This window comes from Kitasatospora xanthocidica (assembly GCF_014656195.1).
GTDB classification, from domain to species: Bacteria; Actinomycetota; Actinomycetes; order Streptomycetales; family Streptomycetaceae; genus Kitasatospora; species Kitasatospora xanthocidica.
In genome coordinates this window covers 220,024-237,327 of sequence record NZ_BNBY01000004.1, presented here as the reverse complement: position 1 = coordinate 237,327, position 17,304 = coordinate 220,024, and the positions used below count along the sequence as shown (strand labels likewise).

Annotated in this window: 11 protein-coding genes; 4 read left to right on the top strand and 7 right to left on the bottom strand. The window is 71.5% G+C overall.

The genetic code is table 11. The features are described from left to right. Nucleotides 1–264: 264 nt before the first annotated feature. From gltB to IE332_RS09395, 4 genes are all read left to right on the top strand, one after another. Nucleotides 265–4,866: a glutamate synthase large subunit gene (gene gltB / locus IE332_RS09410; protein ID WP_189915399.1), complete on the top strand. Its 4,602-nt coding sequence runs from the start codon at nt 265–267 to the stop codon at nt 4,864–4,866. Continuing rightward, nucleotides 4,859–6,319: a glutamate synthase subunit beta gene (locus tag IE332_RS09405; RefSeq protein WP_189914994.1), complete on the top strand. Its 1,461-nt coding sequence runs from the start codon at nt 4,859–4,861 to the stop codon at nt 6,317–6,319. The genes gltB and IE332_RS09405 overlap by 8 nt, the downstream gene beginning before the upstream one ends. 317 nt (nt 6,320–6,636) lie before the next feature. Continuing rightward, complete coding sequence (locus IE332_RS09400) at nt 6,637–7,503, top strand: Sco1979 family transcriptional regulator (protein WP_189914993.1); 867 nt, start codon at nt 6,637–6,639, stop codon at nt 7,501–7,503. 48 nt (nt 7,504–7,551) lie between these two features. Next, on the top strand, nt 7,552–9,009 hold the full coding sequence (locus tag IE332_RS09395; protein ID WP_189915397.1) for an aldehyde dehydrogenase family protein: 1,458 nt from the start codon (nt 7,552–7,554) through the stop codon (nt 9,007–9,009). A 10-nt stretch (nt 9,010–9,019) separates the two neighbouring features. Here the strand turns inward: IE332_RS09395 and IE332_RS09390 are convergent, their stop codons facing one another. The 7 genes from IE332_RS09390 to IE332_RS09360 form a co-directional block, all read right to left on the bottom strand. Next, nucleotides 9,020–9,976: an AraC family transcriptional regulator gene (locus tag IE332_RS09390; protein ID WP_189914992.1), complete on the bottom strand. Its 957-nt coding sequence runs from the start codon at nt 9,974–9,976 to the stop codon at nt 9,020–9,022. Between the two features lie 52 nt (nt 9,977–10,028). Next, a complete protein-coding gene (locus IE332_RS09385; RefSeq protein WP_189914991.1) occupies nt 10,029–10,955 on the bottom strand; it encodes an NADP-dependent oxidoreductase in 927 nt (308 codons plus the stop codon). Between the two features lie 138 nt (nt 10,956–11,093). Beyond that, nucleotides 11,094–11,648: a Uma2 family endonuclease gene (locus IE332_RS09380; RefSeq protein WP_189914990.1), complete on the bottom strand. Its 555-nt coding sequence runs from the start codon at nt 11,646–11,648 to the stop codon at nt 11,094–11,096. Between the two features lie 86 nt (nt 11,649–11,734). Beyond that, entirely contained in the window at nt 11,735–13,570 is a 1,836-nt protein-coding gene (locus tag IE332_RS09375) for a bifunctional metallophosphatase/5'-nucleotidase (RefSeq protein ID WP_189914989.1), read from the bottom strand. Between the two features lie 294 nt (nt 13,571–13,864). Then, a complete protein-coding gene (locus IE332_RS09370; RefSeq protein ID WP_189914988.1) occupies nt 13,865–14,467 on the bottom strand; it encodes a hypothetical protein in 603 nt (200 codons plus the stop codon). Then, complete coding sequence (locus IE332_RS09365; RefSeq protein WP_229928465.1) at nt 14,454–16,109, bottom strand: extracellular solute-binding protein; 1,656 nt, start codon at nt 16,107–16,109, stop codon at nt 14,454–14,456. The genes IE332_RS09370 and IE332_RS09365 overlap by 14 nt, the downstream gene beginning before the upstream one ends. Continuing rightward, a complete protein-coding gene (locus tag IE332_RS09360) occupies nt 16,106–17,212 on the bottom strand; it encodes a substrate-binding domain-containing protein (protein ID WP_189914987.1) in 1,107 nt (368 codons plus the stop codon). The genes IE332_RS09365 and IE332_RS09360 overlap by 4 nt, the downstream gene beginning before the upstream one ends. Nucleotides 17,213–17,304: the final 92 nt, after the last annotated feature.

Here is a 17,304-nt window from a genome sequence, read left to right as displayed (position 1 = left end):
CCTGTGTGGCGATCCGGTTTCGCCCCTGTTTCAGGCCGCGGGTGGTTGGGCACAATCGTCGGGACGCGCACTGTGGCGCGTCCTTCTCCCCACACCCCCTGACCTGCGACTCGTCCCGCCATGTGGACGGGATATTCCGCTTCTCGGGATCCTGGGCATCATGTAACTTGCACGACACGCACCACCGCATCAGGGCCAACGTCGTCCCTACTTGCACCAACTTGCCGAAAGACGACGACGGGAGAGCCGATGCTGTCTGCATCCATGCACTCCGCCAACGAGCCCCAGGCCGGCGCCTCCCGCCGGCCGTACGCGCTCGTGCCGGATGCGCGACCTGCTGCTCAGGGCCTGTACGACCCGCGGAACGAGCACGACGCCTGTGGCGTCGGTTTCGTCGCAACGCTGACCGGCATCGCCGACCACACCATCGTCGAGCAGGCGCTGACCGTCCTGCGCAACCTGGAGCACCGCGGCGCCACCGGCGCCGAGCCGGACTCCGGCGACGGCGCGGGGATCCTCACCCAGATCCCGGACGCGTTCCTGCGCGGCAAGGTCGACTTCGAGCTCCCGGCCGCCGGCCGCTACGCCGTCGGCATCGCCTTCCTGCCCGACGACGACCAGGCGGACGCCGCCGCCGTCGCGCGGATCGAGGCCATCGCCGCCGAGGAGGACTTCACCGTCCTCGGCTGGCGCGACGTCCCGGTCACCCCCGACCTGCTCGGCGCCACCGCGCGCGGCGTGATGCCGCGCTTCCGCCAGCTCTTCCTGGCGCAGGGCGAGCGGGCCGGCATCGAGCTGGACCGGACCGCCTTCGTCGTCCGCAAGCGGGCCGAGCGCGAGGCCGGGGTCTACTTCCCGTCGCTGTCCGCGCGCACCATCGTCTACAAGGGCATGCTGACCACCGGCCAGCTGGAGCCCTTCTTCCCCGACCTGTCGGACCGCACCTACGCGTCCGCGATCGGCCTGGTGCACTCGCGGTTCTCCACCAACACCTTCCCGAGCTGGCCGCTCGCCCACCCGTACCGCTTCGTCGCGCACAACGGCGAGATCAACACGGTCAAGGGCAACCGCAACTGGATGAGCGCCCGCGAGTCCCAGCTGGCGACCGACCTGATCCCCGCCAACCGGAACGGGCAGGGCCTGGAGCGGATCTTCCCGGTCTGCACCCCGGACCACTCCGACTCCGCCTCCTTCGACGAGGTCCTGGAGCTGCTCCACCTCGGCGGCCGCTCGCTGCCGCACTCGGTGCTGATGATGATCCCGGAGGCGTGGGAGAACCACGCCACCATGGACCCGGCCCGCCGCGCGTTCTACCAGTACCACTCCAACCTGATGGAGCCCTGGGACGGCCCGGCCTGCGTCACGTTCACCGACGGCACCCAGATCGGCGCCGTACTCGACCGCAACGGCCTGCGCCCCGCCCGGTACTGGATCACCGAGGACGGCCTGGTCGTGCTCTCCTCCGAGGTCGGCGTGCTCGACCTCGACCAGGAGAAGGTCACGAAGAAGGGCCGCCTGCAGCCCGGCCGGATGTTCCTGATCGACACCGCCGAGGGCCGCATCGTCGAGGACGAGGAGATCAAGTCCGCCCTCGCCGCCGAGCACCCCTACGAGGAGTGGGTCGGCGCCGGCCAGATCCAGCTCGCCAAGCTGCCCGAGCGCGAGCACATCTGGCACACCCACGCCTCCGTCACCCGCCGCCAGCAGACCTTCGGCTACACCGAGGAGGAGCTGCGGGTCATCCTCGCGCCGATGGCGCGCACCGGCGGCGAGGCGCTCGGCTCGATGGGCACCGACTCGCCGATCGCCGCGCTGAGCGAGAAGCCGCGCCTGCTGTTCGACTACTTCGTGCAGCTCTTCGCGCAGGTCACCAACCCGCCGCTGGACGCCATCCGCGAGGAGCTCGTCACCTCGCTGCTCTCCAACCTCGGCCCCGAGGGCAACCTGCTGGCCGCCGAGGCCTCCGCCTGCCGCTCCGTCGGCATCACCTTCCCGGTGATCGACAACGACGAGCTGGCCAAGCTCGTCCACATCAACGCCGACGGCGACCAGCCCGGCCTCAAGGCCGTCACGCTCTCCGGCCTCTACAAGGTCGGCGGCGGCGGCGAGGCCCTGGCCTCCCGGCTGGCCACGATCGCCGCCGAGGCCGACGCCGCGATCGCCGACGGCGCCCGGATCATCGTGCTCTCCGACCGGCACTCGGACGCCGAGCACGCCCCGATCCCCTCGCTGCTGCTCACCTCCGCGATCCACCACCACCTCATCCGCACCAAGCAGCGCACCCAGGTGTCGCTGCTGGTCGAGGCCGGCGACGTCCGCGAGGTGCACCACGTCGCGCTGCTCATCGGCTACGGCGCCGGCGCGGTCAACCCGTACCTGGCCATGGAGACGGTCGAGGACCTCGTCGCGCAGGGCGTCTTCATCGAGGGCGTCGAGCCCGAGAAGGCCATCAAGAACCTGATCAAGGCGCTCGGCAAGGGCGTGCTCAAGGTCATGTCCAAGATGGGCATCTCCACCGTCGCCTCCTACCGCGGCGCCCAGGTCTTCGAGGCCATCGGCCTCTCCCAGCAGCTGGTGGACGGCTACTTCGCCGGCACCACCACCAAGCTCGGCGGCATCGGCCTGGACGAGATCGCCCGCGAGACGGCCGCCCGGCACGCCAAGGCGTACCCGGCCTCCGGCATCCCGGCCGCGCACCGCGCGCTGGAGATCGGCGGCGAGTACCAGTGGCGCCGCGAGGGCGAGCCGCACCTGTTCGACCCGGACACCGTCTTCCGGCTGCAGCACGCCACCCGCAACCGCCGGTACGACATCTTCAAGCAGTACACGGACCGGGTGAACGAGCAGTCCGCCCGGCTGATGACCCTGCGCGGCCTCTTCCAGCTGGACGGCCTCGGCCGCGAGCCGATCCCCGTCGACGAGGTCGAGCCGGTCTCCGAGATCGTCAAGCGCTTCTCCACCGGCGCCATGTCGTACGGCTCCATCTCGATGGAGGCGCACGAGACCCTGGCCATCGCGATGAACCGCCTCGGCGGCAAGTCCAACACCGGCGAGGGCGGCGAGGACCCGGAGCGCCTGTACGACCCGGAGCGCCGCTCGGCGATCAAGCAGGTCGCCTCCGGCCGCTTCGGCGTCACCTCCGAGTACCTGGTCAACGCCGACGACATCCAGATCAAGATGGCCCAGGGCGCCAAGCCCGGCGAAGGCGGCCAGCTGCCCGGCCACAAGGTGTACCCGTGGGTCGCCAAGACCCGGCACTCCACCCCGGGCGTCGGCCTGATCTCGCCGCCGCCGCACCACGACATCTACTCCATCGAGGACCTCGCCCAGCTGATCCACGATCTCAAGAACGCCAACCCGGCGGCCCGCATCCACGTGAAGCTGGTCTCCGAGGTCGGCGTCGGAACGGTCGCGGCCGGCGTGTCCAAGGCGCACGCGGACGTGGTGCTGGTCTCCGGCCACGACGGCGGCACCGGCGCCTCGCCGCTCACCTCGCTCAAGCACGCCGGCGGCCCCTGGGAGCTCGGCCTCGCCGAGACCCAGCAGACCCTGCTGCTCAACGGGCTGCGCGACCGCATCGTCGTCCAGACCGACGGCCAGCTGAAGACCGGCCGCGACGTCGTCATCGCCGCGCTGCTCGGCGCCGAGGAGTTCGGCTTCGCGACCGCCCCGCTGGTCGTCTCCGGCTGCATCATGATGCGCGTCTGCCACCTGGACACCTGCCCGGTCGGCGTCGCCACCCAGAACCCGGTGCTCCGCGACCGGTTCTCCGGCAAGCCCGAGTTCGTCGTCAACTTCTTCGAGTTCATCGCCGAGGAGGTCCGGGAGATCCTGGCCTCGCTGGGCTTCCGCTCGATCGAGGAGGCCGTCGGCCACGCCGAGCACATCGACGCCCAGGGCGCGATCGACCACTGGAAGGCCGCCGGGCTCGACCTGGCCCCGCTCTTCCACGTGCCCGAGCTGCCCGAGGGAGCCGCCAGGCACTGCACCACCACCCAGGACCACGCGCTCGACAAGGCCCTGGACAACCAGCTCATCGCGCTGGCCGAGGACGCCCTGGAGCGCGGCGACGCCGTCCGCATCCAGCTGCCGATCCGCAACGTCAACCGCACCGTCGGCACCATGCTCGGCCACGAGGTGACCAAGCGGTACCGCGGCGAGGGCCTGCCCGAGGGCACCATCGACGTCACCTTCACCGGCTCCGCCGGGCAGTCCTTCGGCGCCTTTCTGCCCCGCGGCGTGACGCTGCGGCTCGAGGGCGACGCCAACGACTACGTCGGCAAGGGCCTCTCCGGCGGCGTGGTCGTCGTCCGCCCGGCCCGCGAGGCCGCGGCCATCGGCAACGGCGCCCAGAACCACGTCATCGCCGGCAACACCATCGGCTACGGCGCCACCGGCGGCCGGATCCACCTGCGCGGCAAGGCCGGCGAGCGCTTCGCCGTCCGCAACTCCGGCGCCACCCTGGTCGTCGAGGGCGTGGGCGACCACGGCCTGGAGTACATGACCGGCGGCCGGGTCGTCGTCCTCGGCGAGACCGGGCGCAACCTCGCGGCGGGCATGTCCGGCGGCATCGCGTACGTCCTGGACCTGCGCCCCGCCAACGTCAACGACGGCATGGTGGGCATCGAAGCCCCCACCGCCGACGACCGCGAGTGGCTGCGCGAGACCGTGCAGCAGCACTACGAGGAGACCGGCTCCACCGTCGCCGCCGAGCTCCTGGCCGACTGGGGCAGCGGGGTCTCCCGCTTCTCCAAGATCATGCCGACCGACTACAAGGCAGTGCTCGCCGCCAAGGACGCCGCTGAGCGCGATGGCCTCTCCGAGGCCGAGACCACTCGCAAGATGATGGAGGCGGCTAATGGCTGACCCCAAGGGCTTCCTGACCACGCCCAAGCAGCTGGCGGAGCGCCGCCCGGTCGACGTTCGTCTCCGTGACTGGAACGAGGTCTACGTCGAGCGCAGCCTCCTGCCGATCATCACCAAGCAGGCCGGCCGCTGCATGGACTGCGGCATCCCGTTCTGCCACAACGGGTGCCCGCTCGGGAACCTCATCCCCGAGTGGAACGACCTCGCCTACCGGGACGACTTCGTCGGCGCGATCGAGCGGCTGCACGCCACCAACAACTTCCCGGAGTTCACGGGCCGCCTCTGCCCGGCCCCGTGCGAGTCCGCGTGCGTCCTCGGCATCAACCAGGACGCGGTGACCATCAAGAACGTCGAGGTCACCATCATCGACAAGGCCTGGGACCGCGGCGGCGTCACCCCGCAGGTGCCCGAGCGGCTCTCCGGCAAGACCGTCGCCGTCGTCGGCTCCGGCCCGGCCGGCCTCGCCGCCGCCCAGCAGCTCACCCGCGCCGGGCACACCGTCGTGGTGTACGAGCGGGCCGACCGGATCGGCGGCCTGCTGCGGTACGGCATCCCCGAGTTCAAGATGGAGAAGCGCCACATCAACCGCCGCATCGAGCAGATGCGCGCGGAGGGCACCCGGTTCCGCACCGGCGTGAACGTCGGCGAGGACATCACCGGGCAGCAGTTGCGCGAGCGCTTCGACGCGGTCGTCGTCGCGGCCGGCGCCACCACCGCCCGCGACCTGCCGGTGCCCGGGCGTGAGCTCAAGGGCGTCCACCAGGCCATGGAGTACCTGCCGCTGGCCAACAAGGTGCAGGAGGGCGACTTCGTCGAGTCCCCGATCAGCGCCAAGGGCAAGCACGTCGTGGTCATCGGCGGCGGCGACACCGGCGCGGACTGCGTCGGCACCGCCCACCGGCAGGGCGCGGCCTCCGTCACCCAGCTGGAGATCATGCCGCGGCCCGGCGAGGAGCGGCCCGGGCACCAGCCGTGGCCGACCATGCCGATGACGTACAAGGTCACCTCCGCCCACGAGGAGGGCGGCGAGCGGATCTACTCCGTCAACACCACCCGCTTCACCGGCGACGAGGACGGCAACGTCCAGGAGCTGCACCTCGTCGAGGTGGAGTTCAAGGACGGCCGCTTCGAGGCCGTGCCGGGCACCGAGCGGTCCATCCCGGCGCAGCTGGTCACCCTGGCCATGGGCTTCACCGGTACGGATGTGAAGAACGGGCTGGTCGAGCAGCTGGGAGCCGACCTCGACGCGCGGGGTAACATTGCCCGCGACGGCCGGTTCGCCACCAATGTCGATGGCGTGTACGTCTGCGGAGACGCCGGCCGAGGCCAGTCGCTGATCGTCTGGGCCATCGCGGAAGGCCGTTCGGCCGCCGCCGCGGTGGACAAGTACCTGGGCGGCAAGACCCCGCTTCCCGCCCCGATCCGACCCACGGACCGCCCCCTGGTGGTCTGACGGTCCGACCGGCCCCCCCGAACCCCCGGCGCCGCATCGCCGGGAGCTCAACCCGCTGCCCCGTCAGAGTCGCCGGGCCAACGCGGTCTCCTGGCGCCTGCCCTCTTCCCCGACCAGTTGGAGGGCGGGCGCCGTCGCGTTCTCCGGGGCCTTCGCGTTCTCCGGGGCCTTCGCGTTTCCGGGGTCGGCTCACAGCGGAGCCACAGCGTTCTCACAGCGGCCGGAAAGGGTCTCTGCACGGGCTGTTGTTCGTCGGTGCCAGGTGGCAGACTGCCGCCGACGGCCGGGGGGCTGCGCGAGTGCGGAGGTTGACTTCGATGGGCACGACTCAGGCAGGTGGGGGCGCGACGGTACGGCGCCTACTGCTCGGCACCCAGCTGCGCAAGCTCCGCGAGGCCAGAGGCGTCAGCCGGGAGGAGGCCGGGTACTCGATCCGCGCCTCGGAGTCCAAGATCAGCCGGATGGAGCTCGGCCGGGTCGGCTTCAAGGAGCGCGACGTCGCCGACCTGCTGACCCTCTACGGCGTCGAGGCCGAGCAGGAGCGCGCCGACGTCCTCGGGCTGGTCCGGGACGCCAACGCCAGCTCCTGGTGGCACGAGTACGGCGACGTGCTGCCCGGCTGGTTCCAGAACTACCTCGGGCTGGAGGAGGCCGCCGCCGAGATCCGCAGCTACGAGGTCCAGTTCGTCCACGGGCTGCTGCAGACCGCCGACTACGCCCGGGCCGTCGTCACCGCCGGCAGCCACGACCACGGGGCCGAGGAGATCGAGCGCCGGGTCGACGTACGGATCAGGCGCCAGGCGCTGCTCACCGGCGAACGCGCGCCGCGGCTGGTCGCCGTCCTGGACGAGGCCGCGCTGCGCCGGCCCTGGGGCGGGCCCGAGCTGATGCGCGGCCAGCTGGACCGGCTGCTGGAACTCGGCGAACTGCCCAACGTCCGGCTGCAGGTGCTGCCGTTCGGCAACGCCGGACTGTCCGCCGAGAGCGGCGCGTTCACGGTGCTGGGCTTCGCCGAGCGGGAGCTCTCCGAGGTCGTCTACCTGGAGCAGTTCACCACCGCGCTCTACCTGGACAAACCCGCCGAGGTCGCGGAGTACCGGCACGCCATGGACGCCCTGGTCGCCGACAGCCTGGAACCGGCGCGGACCAGGGATCTGCTGTATGCGATACGCCAGGAGCTCTGATACGTCAGTACGATGATGTCCCATCAGGTCGTGCACGAGAGGGAGCAGATGTCGTACTTCTCCGAGTTGGCGCTGCAGTACATCGACGGCGAGTGGTGCAGCGGCAGCGGCTCCTGGGACATCGTCGACGTCGACCCCTACACGGGTGACAAGCTCGCCGGCATCACCGTCGCCACCGTCGACGAGGTCGACCGCGCCTACCGCGCCGCCGAGCGCGTCCAGAAGGAATGGGCCGCCACCAGCCCCTACGAGCGGCGGCTGGTCTTCGAGCGCGCGCTGCGCCTCTTCGAGGAGCGCGAGCCGGAGATCGTCGCGGCGATCATGACCGAACTCGGCGGCACCGCCCTGAAGGCGGGCTTCGAGCTCTCGCTCGTCAAGGACATGCTGCGGGAGTGCCTGCACCTGTCCGTGGCCGCCGAGGGCCGGCTGCTGCCCTCGCCCGCCCCGGGCAAGGAGAACCGGCTCTACCGGCTGCCGGTCGGCGTGGTCGGGGTGATCAGCCCGTTCAACTTCCCGCTGTTCCTGGCCCTCAAGGCCGTCGCCCCGGCCCTCGCCCTCGGCAACGGCGTCGTCCTCAAGCCGCACCAGGAGACCCCGGTGGTCGGCGGCGGCCTGATCGCGAAGATCTTCGAGGACGCGGGCCTGCCGCCCGGCCTGCTGAACGTCGTGATCACCGACATCGCCGAGATCGGCGACAGCTTCATCGAGCACCCGGTGCCCAAGGTGATCTCCTTCACCGGCTCCGACAAGGTCGGCCGGCACGTCGGCACCGTCGCCGCCGCGCACTTCAAGCGGTCCGTCCTGGAGCTCGGCGGCAACAGCGCGCTGATCGTCCTCGACGACGCCGACCTCGACTACGCCGTGGACGCGGCGGTGTTCAGCCGCTTCGTCCACCAGGGCCAGGTCTGCATGTCCGCCAACCGCGTCCTCGTCGACCGCAGCGTCCAGGCCGAGTTCACCGAGAAGTTCGTCGCCAAGGTCGCCTCGCTCACCGTCGGCGACCCCAAGGACCCGGCCACCCACATCGGCCCGCTGATCAACACCGTCCAGGCCGACGCCCTCTCCACCCAGATCGACCAGGCGGTCGCCGCCGGCGCCACCGCCCTGCTGCGCGGCACCACCACCGGCAGCCTGATGGCACCGACCGTCCTCACCGACCTCGCCGAGGACGCGCCGATCCTGCGGCGCGAACTGTTCGGCCCCGTGGTGCTGCTGCTGCCCTTCGACGGCGAGGACGAGGCCGTGCGGCTCGCCAACGACTCGCCGTTCGGACTCAGCGGCGCCGTGCACACCGCCGACGTCGAACGCGGGGTGCGGCTCGCCCAGCGGATCGAGACCGGCATGATCCACGTCAACGGCGGCACCATCGCCGACGAGCCCGGGGTGCCGTTCGGCGGCGAGAAGAACTCCGGCGTCGGGCGGCTCAACGGCGAGTGCACGGTGGACGCCTTCACCACGCTGAAGTGGATCTCGGTGCAGCACGGGCGGGCGCGGTTCCCGTTCTGACGCCCTGGGACTACGCGGCGCGGGCCTCCCGGCGGTAACCGCCGGGGGCCAGGCCGAACTCCCGCTTGAACGCCTTCGCGAAGGCGTACTCCGAGCCGTAGCCGGTCTGCGCCGCGACCGAGGTCAGCGGCGCCTCCGACTCGCGCAGCAGCCGGGCCGCCGTGGTCATCCGCCAACGGGTCAGGTACGCCATCGGCGGCTCGCCCACCATGGTGGTGAACCGGCGGGCGAAAGCGGCCCGGGACAGGCCCGCCCGGTCCGCCAGCGACTCCACCGTCCACGGGGTGGCCGGCGCCTCGTGGATCGCCTCCAGCGCCGGGGCGACCGCGGCGTCCCGCAGCGCCGCCGCCCAGCCGGCGGCGGACGCGGCGGGCTGGTCCTCGAACCAGGCCCGCAGGATGTACAGCAGCAGCGAGTCGATCAGGGCCGGCACGATCCCGGTCGAACCGATCCGCGGATTCTCCAGCTCACTGCCCAACAGCTGTACGGCGGCGGCCAGTTCGGGGTGACGGCCGTGCCGGGTCGGCAGGTGGATCAGGGCCGGCAGCTGGCGGACCATCGGATGCGGGCGGCCCTGGTCCAGGTGGTAGTTGCCGCACAGCAGGCTGGTACGGGCGCCGCCACCGCCCAGCGACACGGTGCCGATCGGCGGGGCGGAGTCCGCCTCGCAGTCCCGGGCGTCCACCGGCGGGGTGTCCGGGTGGTCGGCGAGGACGTGGCCGCCGCCGTCCCGCAGGAACACGACGTCGCCCGGGCTGAGGGCTATCGGCTCGTGCCGCCCGGTGCTCTCCCCGGTGCCGTTCCCGATGCCCAGCGGGAGCAGCCAGCAGGTGCCGTACAGCACCACGTGGAAGCCGGCGCCGAGCACCGGGGGCAGGCGCAGGGCCCAGGGGGCGCGGCCCTCGGTGCGGACGGAGGACGGGTACGCCGTCCGCATCGAGCCCAGTGCCTCGGTCAGGATGTCCAACGCCCGTCCCCCTTCGGTGCCTTCCACGGTGGTCCGCCCTCGGCCGAGGTGCTCAGTCGACGGTGAGCACGACCTTGCCCTGGACGGTACCGGAGGCCACCAGCTCGTGCGCCCGGCCGACCTCGGCCAGCGGGAAGGCCTGAGCGACGTGCGGACGGATCCGGCCCTCGTCCACCAGGGCGGCGATCTCCTCCAGCGCGGCGTAGTCCGGCTCCACGGAGACGCCCGCGAAGTGGCGGCCGGCCGCCTCGATCGCGGCGGCGAGCTCACGGTCGTGGTGCTCCATGATGCTCACCAGGACGCCGCCCGGCTTCAGCACCTCCAGCGCCCGGGTGTTCTCGGAGGACGAGTCGAAGACGACGTCCACGTCCTTGACCGCCTGGGTGTAGTCGGTGGTGCGGTAGTCGACGACCTCGTCGGCGCCGAGCTCCTTGAGGAAGGCGTGCTTGGGCTCGCTCGCCAGCGCGATCACGTACGCGCCGCGGGCCTTGGCGATCTGCACGGCGAAGTGGCCGACACCGCCCGCCGCCCGGTGGACCAGCACCCGCTGCCCCTCGCCGACCTTCGCCAAGTCCACCAGGCCCTGCCAGGCGGTCAGCGCGGCCAGCGGCAGCGCGGCGGCCTCCACGTGGCCGACCGAGGCGGGCTTGCGGGCCAGCTGGCGCGACGGCGCGGCCACGTACTCGGCGTAGGCGTTCGCGGCCCGGGGGAAGAACGGCATCCCGTACACCTCCTCGCCCACCCGGTACCGGGCGCCGGGCGCGGCCTCCTCGACCACCCCGGAGAGGTCCCAGCCCACCGTGAACGGCGGCTCGCCCAGCAGCGGGAACAGCCCCGCCCGCACCGCCACGTCCACCGGGTTCACCCCGGCCGCCTTCACCCGCACCAGCACCTCGCCGCTCAGCAGCCGCGGACGCTCCACCTCGGCGACCTCCATGACCTCGGGCCCGCCGAATTCCCGCTGAACGATCGCACGCATCGCACTCACTCCCACTCCGGTCAACCCAGGCCCCCCGTGGGGCCGTTCTCGATGTGTTCAACGATAGGGAGGGCGGGCGAGCCGATGAATATCCTCAAGTCTCCGTCAGATGTCCGATCGTCTCGACGGGCGAGTGGGTCAGGCCGGGTAGCGGACGAGGCCGTCGGTGGCGAGTTCGAAGTCGAAGGGGGCCGGGATCGGCACCCGGTCGCCGAACTTGCCGGTCCACTGCCGGTGGTAGCCGGTGGCGGAGGGCTCGGAGTAGAGCGTGACGGCGCCGGTGCGCGGGTCGATCAGCAGGTACAGCGGGATGCCCATCAGCGGATAGTCGCGGACCTTGCCGACCAGGTCGTTCTCGGGGTTCGACGGGGAGACGATCTCCACCGCGATGGCCGCCTGCTCGGCGGGCACCTCGTTGCCGCCGGATTCGACGACGGAGCAAGGGAAATACGTCAGGTCGGGGTTGCGTAGCCTGCTGATGCCCGGGGAGACGAGGTCGGTGTTCTCACTTGGCATCAGGTCGGACGGGCAGTGCGCGTCGAGTTGGTGGCGGACGAGCCAGAGGGTGTGTGCGTGGGCGGTGGACGGGCTTGCCGTGATGATGATCGCGCCACCGGAGGCTTCGACCTTCCAGCCTGGTGGTGGGACCAGCGTGCGTGCGTACGTGAGGACTCGGTGATCCGACTCGACCATGCGAGCATCCTCCCACCGCCCCGGACGCGGCGAGGCGCCGCCGGGCGGACGGGCCCGGCGGCGCCTCGGTGGGGCGGGAGCGGCGGTCAGAAGACCGGCTGGCCGGCGCGGACCAGGCGCCAGGAGTTGGTGAAGAAGTCGGCCGGGTCCAGGACGCCCTTGGCCTTCACCCAGGCGATCATGGTGTTGCGGATCTCGTCGGAGTTCGACCAGACCAGCTTCGCCTTGGCCACGTGCGGGAAGTTGCCGCCGCCGTTGGCGCGGTAGTTGTTGACGGCCAGGACGAACTGGGCGGCGGGGTCGATCGGCTTGCCCTGGAAGGACAGGTTGAGGATCCGCTGCCCCTTCGGCTGGGCGATGTCGATGTCGTAGCTCAGGCCGTAGAGCGAGTCGTAGTTGTAGTCCGGGGTGGCCTCGGCGCCGGTCAGGGCGTCCTTGTCGACCGGGGCGCCCGGGGCGAGCTGGTTGTAGTACTTGGCCGAGAACTCCAGGTAGTCCTTGAGCTGGGCGCCCGTCAGGATGCGGGCCTCCAGGGTGTTCTCGTAGATGTAGAGGCCCGCGGCGTCGCGCAGCTTGACCTGGCCGGCCGGGATCACGGCGGTGCGGTTGAACGGGGCGGCCTGGGCGAGCACCGGCAGGTCGGCGTACTGGCCGCCGGCCAGGGCGGCCTTGACGGCGTCGGCCTGGACCCGGCCGATCAGGTCGATGATCGGCGTGGCCTTGAAGCGGGCCTCGGCGATCGACAGCTCGATCTTGCTGGTGCCGATGTTCTGGTTGACGTACGCGACGACCTTCTTGTGCTGCTCGGTCAGCGCGTTGGTGATCTCCGGGTTCTCCGGCACGGTGTTGGAGTTCAGCACCCGCGAGGAGACCGAGGTGACCTTCCAGGCGCCGTCGGCGAACTCGACCTCGAAGTCGAAGCAGCTCAGGCGCTGGCCCCAGCAGAGCGGCTCGGAGAGCACGACCGTCTTGCCGGTCTTCTTGTTGACGATCAGGCGCTGCGGGACCTCCTTGTGGGTGTGGCCCACCAGCACCGCGTCGATGTCCGGGACGGTCTCCGCCATCTCGCCCGAGGCGTCCTCGGGCCAGGGCAGCTGGTCGCCGTAGGTGGTCGCCTCGTCGATGCCGGAGTGCGCCGAGACCACGATGACGTCCGCGCCCGCCGCCTTCATCCGCGGCACGTACTTGGCGGCGGTCTCCACGATGCCCGGGAAGACCATCTGGCCGCTGACGTTGGCCTTGTCCCAGATCGCGATGCCCGGGTTGGTGAGGCCCAGGATGCCGACCTTCAGCGGCTTGCCCTCGCCGAGGTGCAGCTCCTTGATCACGTACGGCGGGAAGGCCGGCTTCTCGTTCTTCGCGTGCAGCGCGTTGGCGCCCAGCAGCGGGAACTCCAGCTGGTCCTCGAAGGCCTTGACGGTCGGGATGCCGTAGTTGAACTCGTGGTTGCCGAGCGCGGCGGCGTCGTACTCCATGAGGTTCATGGCGACGGCCATCGGGTGGTCCGGCACGGTGTCGCCGTCGGTGGCGATCGGCTCGATCCGGGCGTAGTAGTAGGTCAGCTGGGTGCCCTGGATGATGTCACCGGAGTCGATCAGCAGGCAGCGGTTCCAGCCCTTCTCCTCGCGCACCTGGTTGGCCAGGGTGGAGATCTTGGCGAGACCGACCGCGTTGTGGGCCTTGTCGACGTACTCGGCGTCGGTGAAGTAGTCCCAGTTCAGCACCCGGCCGTGGAGGTCGGTGGTGCCCATGACGGTGAAGGCCTGCTTGCGCGGCTTGCGCTGCCGGCCCTTGGCGGCCGCCGTGTCCGGCTCGGCGGCCGCGGCGGAGGGGGCGGCGGCCACGGCGGAACCGCCGACGATGGCGGCACCGGCGGCGGTGGCGGCGGACCGGGTGACGAAGTCACGGCGGTTCAGGGGCATGGACGACTCTCCCGAGGAGGGCGACGGCAGCTGGACCGTCAACTTGTGTACGTGAGTGCGGGTGCGTCACCGCGTTGCCGCGTCACCGCGCCGCCGCATCACGGCGGTGCGGCGTCGCTGCGTCGACGCGCGTAGAGGGACGCGCGTAGAAGTGTGCCGTGCGGGCCCGGTCGCTGAATAGCCCCCGGACCTGTCCAAGAGGTGAGATCTTGGCGACTCGTTCATGACGGGAACGGGTGGGGCCGGGGGTGATATGGGCGCCCCGGCGGGCCTGACCTGGGAGGCGACCCCGGGTCAGGCCAGCTCGGCGGTCAGCAGGACCACCTCCCGGCCGAGCTCCGCCGCCGGGTCCGGAGCACCCGGACCCGCCCACGGCCGCCAGGTCAGCGCCCGCAGGTAGCCGGCCACCGCGAGCGGCAGCCGGTGCCGGACGATCCGCTCCGTCACCGGGCCCGGGCCGGCCGCGCGCAGCGCCGCCAGCAGGGCGTCCACCCCGGCCGAGGGCGGCAGGGACAGGTCGCCCAGGTAGGCGGCCAGCTCCTCCAGCTCGGGGTCGGACGGCGGCGGGGGTGCCGGGACCCCCGTGGCGGCCGACGCCGATCCGGACGGCGTGCCCGCTCCGGGGCCCGGCGTCGGCGGATCCGTCGTCAGCGGGCCCGGGTCCGGGGCCGGGTGCGGGATCGGCGCCGGGGGCTCCACGGGCGGGTCGGTCCTGCGGTCGGGCATCACCAGCGCGCCCACCCCGTACAGGGCGGCCACCACCCCCGGCCACAGGTTCCCGCCGAGCCCGATCTGGTGCAGCCCCGCCCCGACGGCGGCCCCCGCCAGGCCGGCCCAGTTCTTGTTCGACCCCAGGTACCGCCACGGCTGCCGGACCGGACCGTCACTGGTAGCCACGGATCTCCTCGAACGCCCCGTCCAGCGAGCCCGAGCCGTCGAACAGCTTGCCGCCGCTCACGTCCGCGATCCCCTGCAGCTGGTTCACCGCCGCCTCGCCGAACTTGATCGGGAACACCGGGATCGACTTCTCCCAGGCCGGCAGCCCGTCGTGGAAGCGCTTGAAGTCGGAGTCCGTGGGGCCGGAGTTGCTCTCCCCGTCCGTCATCAGCACGATCGAGGTGAACCGGTCGTCGTTCGCCGCCGCCTGCTGCCGCTCGATCACCCGGTACGCCTCCTCCAGCGAGCCGTACACCGCCGTCCCGCCCGAGGCCGCCAGCGACTGCACGTCCGTGTTGATCGCCGCCAGTTCGTCCTGCGGGCCGGGCTGGCTCCCGGTGGCGGGCACGACGTGCGTCTTGGACCACTTCACCGAGGACGCGAAGGACACCAGGGTGACCTCCTCGCGGTTGCGGAAGCGGCGCACCCCGCGGGTGTCGTCCGCCCCCGTCAGCCGGCCCAGCGCGGACTTCAGCGCCGCGATCCGGTTGCCCTCCATCGAGCCCGAGGTGTCCAGCACGTACACCGTCCGGGACGGGCGGCGCAGGTCGTTCTGGTAGGAGGCCAGCAGGCCGTCCGCGACCGCCCGGGTGCCCGGGAACGGCAGCTCCCGGCGGCGGTCCGTCGGCAGCCCGGCCGCCGGGGCCACGCCCACCGTCGCGGGGCGGCGCAGCGTCGTCTCGGAGATGCGCTTCTGCACCTCGTCCTTGAGCAGGTACGAGGTCAGCCGCTGGAAGGCGTCGCGCTGGTCCGGCGCGGCCGCGGACAGCAGCGACAGCGGGTAGTCCGCCGACACCACGCCGTCCACCGGGCGCACCACCGTCAGCTGCTGCTGCGGCGACAGCGTCCTGTTCATCGACAGCAGCACCGACTCGTAGTTCACCAGCGCGCCCACCAGGCCCGACTCGGCCCGGCTGTACGCCTGCGCCAGCCAGCCCGAGGAGCCGGAGGTCAGCTTCTGGCCGGTGAAGAACTGCTTCAGCTGCGGCGTCGCCTTCTGCACGTCCGCCTCGGCCAGCGCCCCGTCAGCCTTGGAGAACGCCGAGGCGACCGCCACCAGGGTGGAGAAGCCGGAGTTGGAACGCGACGGATCGGCCATCCCGTAGGTCAGCTTGCCGGCCGCGGCCGCGTCGCCGACCTGCGCCCAGGTGACCTTCGAACCGTCACCCCAGCCGAGGTCGCCGAGGACCGAGGAACGCACCCCGATCGCCACCGGCGAGACCATCACCGGGGTCTCCGACAGCACCTTCGACTTCCCGGCCGGGTCCAGCCGCAGGTACTGGTTGGACGGGAACCACACCGCGTCGTACTTGCCGTCGGCCCGGCCCGAGGACACCGCGTCCGCGCCGTCCAGGGTGCCCGTCCAGGAGAACTGCACGGTCACCCCGGTGGCCTTCCGGGCGTCCTCCAGGACCGGGGCCAGGTCCTGCAGTTCACTGCCCGCCAGGATGCGCAGCACCCCGGGCCGGGCGGTCTCGGCGGGCGGGTCGGAGGGCCGCGGGCCGGGCCCGTCGCCGCCGGAGGAGGTACAGGCGGTCACCGCGGCGAGCGCGGCCAGCAGGGCCGCGGCCAGCCGGCCCCGGGGGTTCGTACGGAGGTTCACTTGGGGCTCCCGCCCTTCGCCGCGGTGGTCAGCTTGGTGAGGTTCTCCAGCGAGGGCAGCGTGGCCTGCTTGAACCCGGACTTCCTCAGGTCGGGCGCGAACTGCGGCGACTTCCCGTTCAGCTGCTTCCAGAAGGCCTCCTGGTCGGCCTGCGGGCGGAAGCCGTAGTGGGCCTCCAGCTCGCGCAGCACCGGGTCGTTCTGCAGCGCGTCGGCCAGCTTGCGGCCGCCGTCCGTCCGGGCCACCAGGGTGTGGTCCGACTGGACCGTGGTGTCCGGGTACATCACCACCATGTCCCCGGTGTCCTTGCCCTGCAGCGGGAGCGCGGCGGCCTGCGACTCGTACGCGAAGACCAGCGTGCCGACGCCCGCGAAGAAGTCGCGGAACGGCTCGTCGCTGCTGATCTTCTGCATGCCCTGGTGGCCGTTCGCGGTGACCAGGACCTTCCGGACGGCGTCGACACCGGCGTCGTCCTGCACCACCTGGTTGCCGTTCGCGATGTAGGACAGCAGCGCCACGTACATCGCGCCCGAGGAGGAGGTGTCCGGGTCGGTGGTGGACACGAACACCGGGCCGGTCAGCTCCGGGTCCTTCTCGGAGCCCGCGAGGTCCTTCCACTTCCGGCCGGCCGTCAGCGCCTCCACGTACTTGTCCATCTTGAACGTCCAGACACCCTTGGGGCCGTCGTCGTGCTCCGCCAGCTGGTTCTGCTTCAGGATCTCCGCCACCGGCTTGTGCGTCACGATCACCAGCGGGGAGTAGAACGGCACCAGCGGCGAGTCCTTCAGCCCCCAGTTCTGCTGGATCTCCCGGGCCGGCGCGGCACTCGCCGGGAAGGCGAAGTCCAGCCCCTGGGTGCTCTTCGCCTGCTCGCTCATCGTCCAGGAGCCGGTCGAGTCCGTCCGGACCTCCAGGCCCTTCTTCTTCAACTCGGCCTTGACGTTCGGGTCTTCGAAGAAGTTGCGTTTCTCCGAGCCGATCAGGCCGGTGACCGTGACCGTGGCCGGGCCGGACCCCCCGTTGCCCCCCTCGGGGATCAGCGCGTAGGCCACCCAGCCCAGCAGGGCCAGGATCAGCACCGCCCCCAGTGCGCCGCGTTTCATGCCGAACGCCTCCCCCTCGTACGCGACTTCTGCCGCGTCCTCTACGTCGTCCGGGTGGTCACCCGGAACCTCCGGGGTGTCACCCGGGGGTG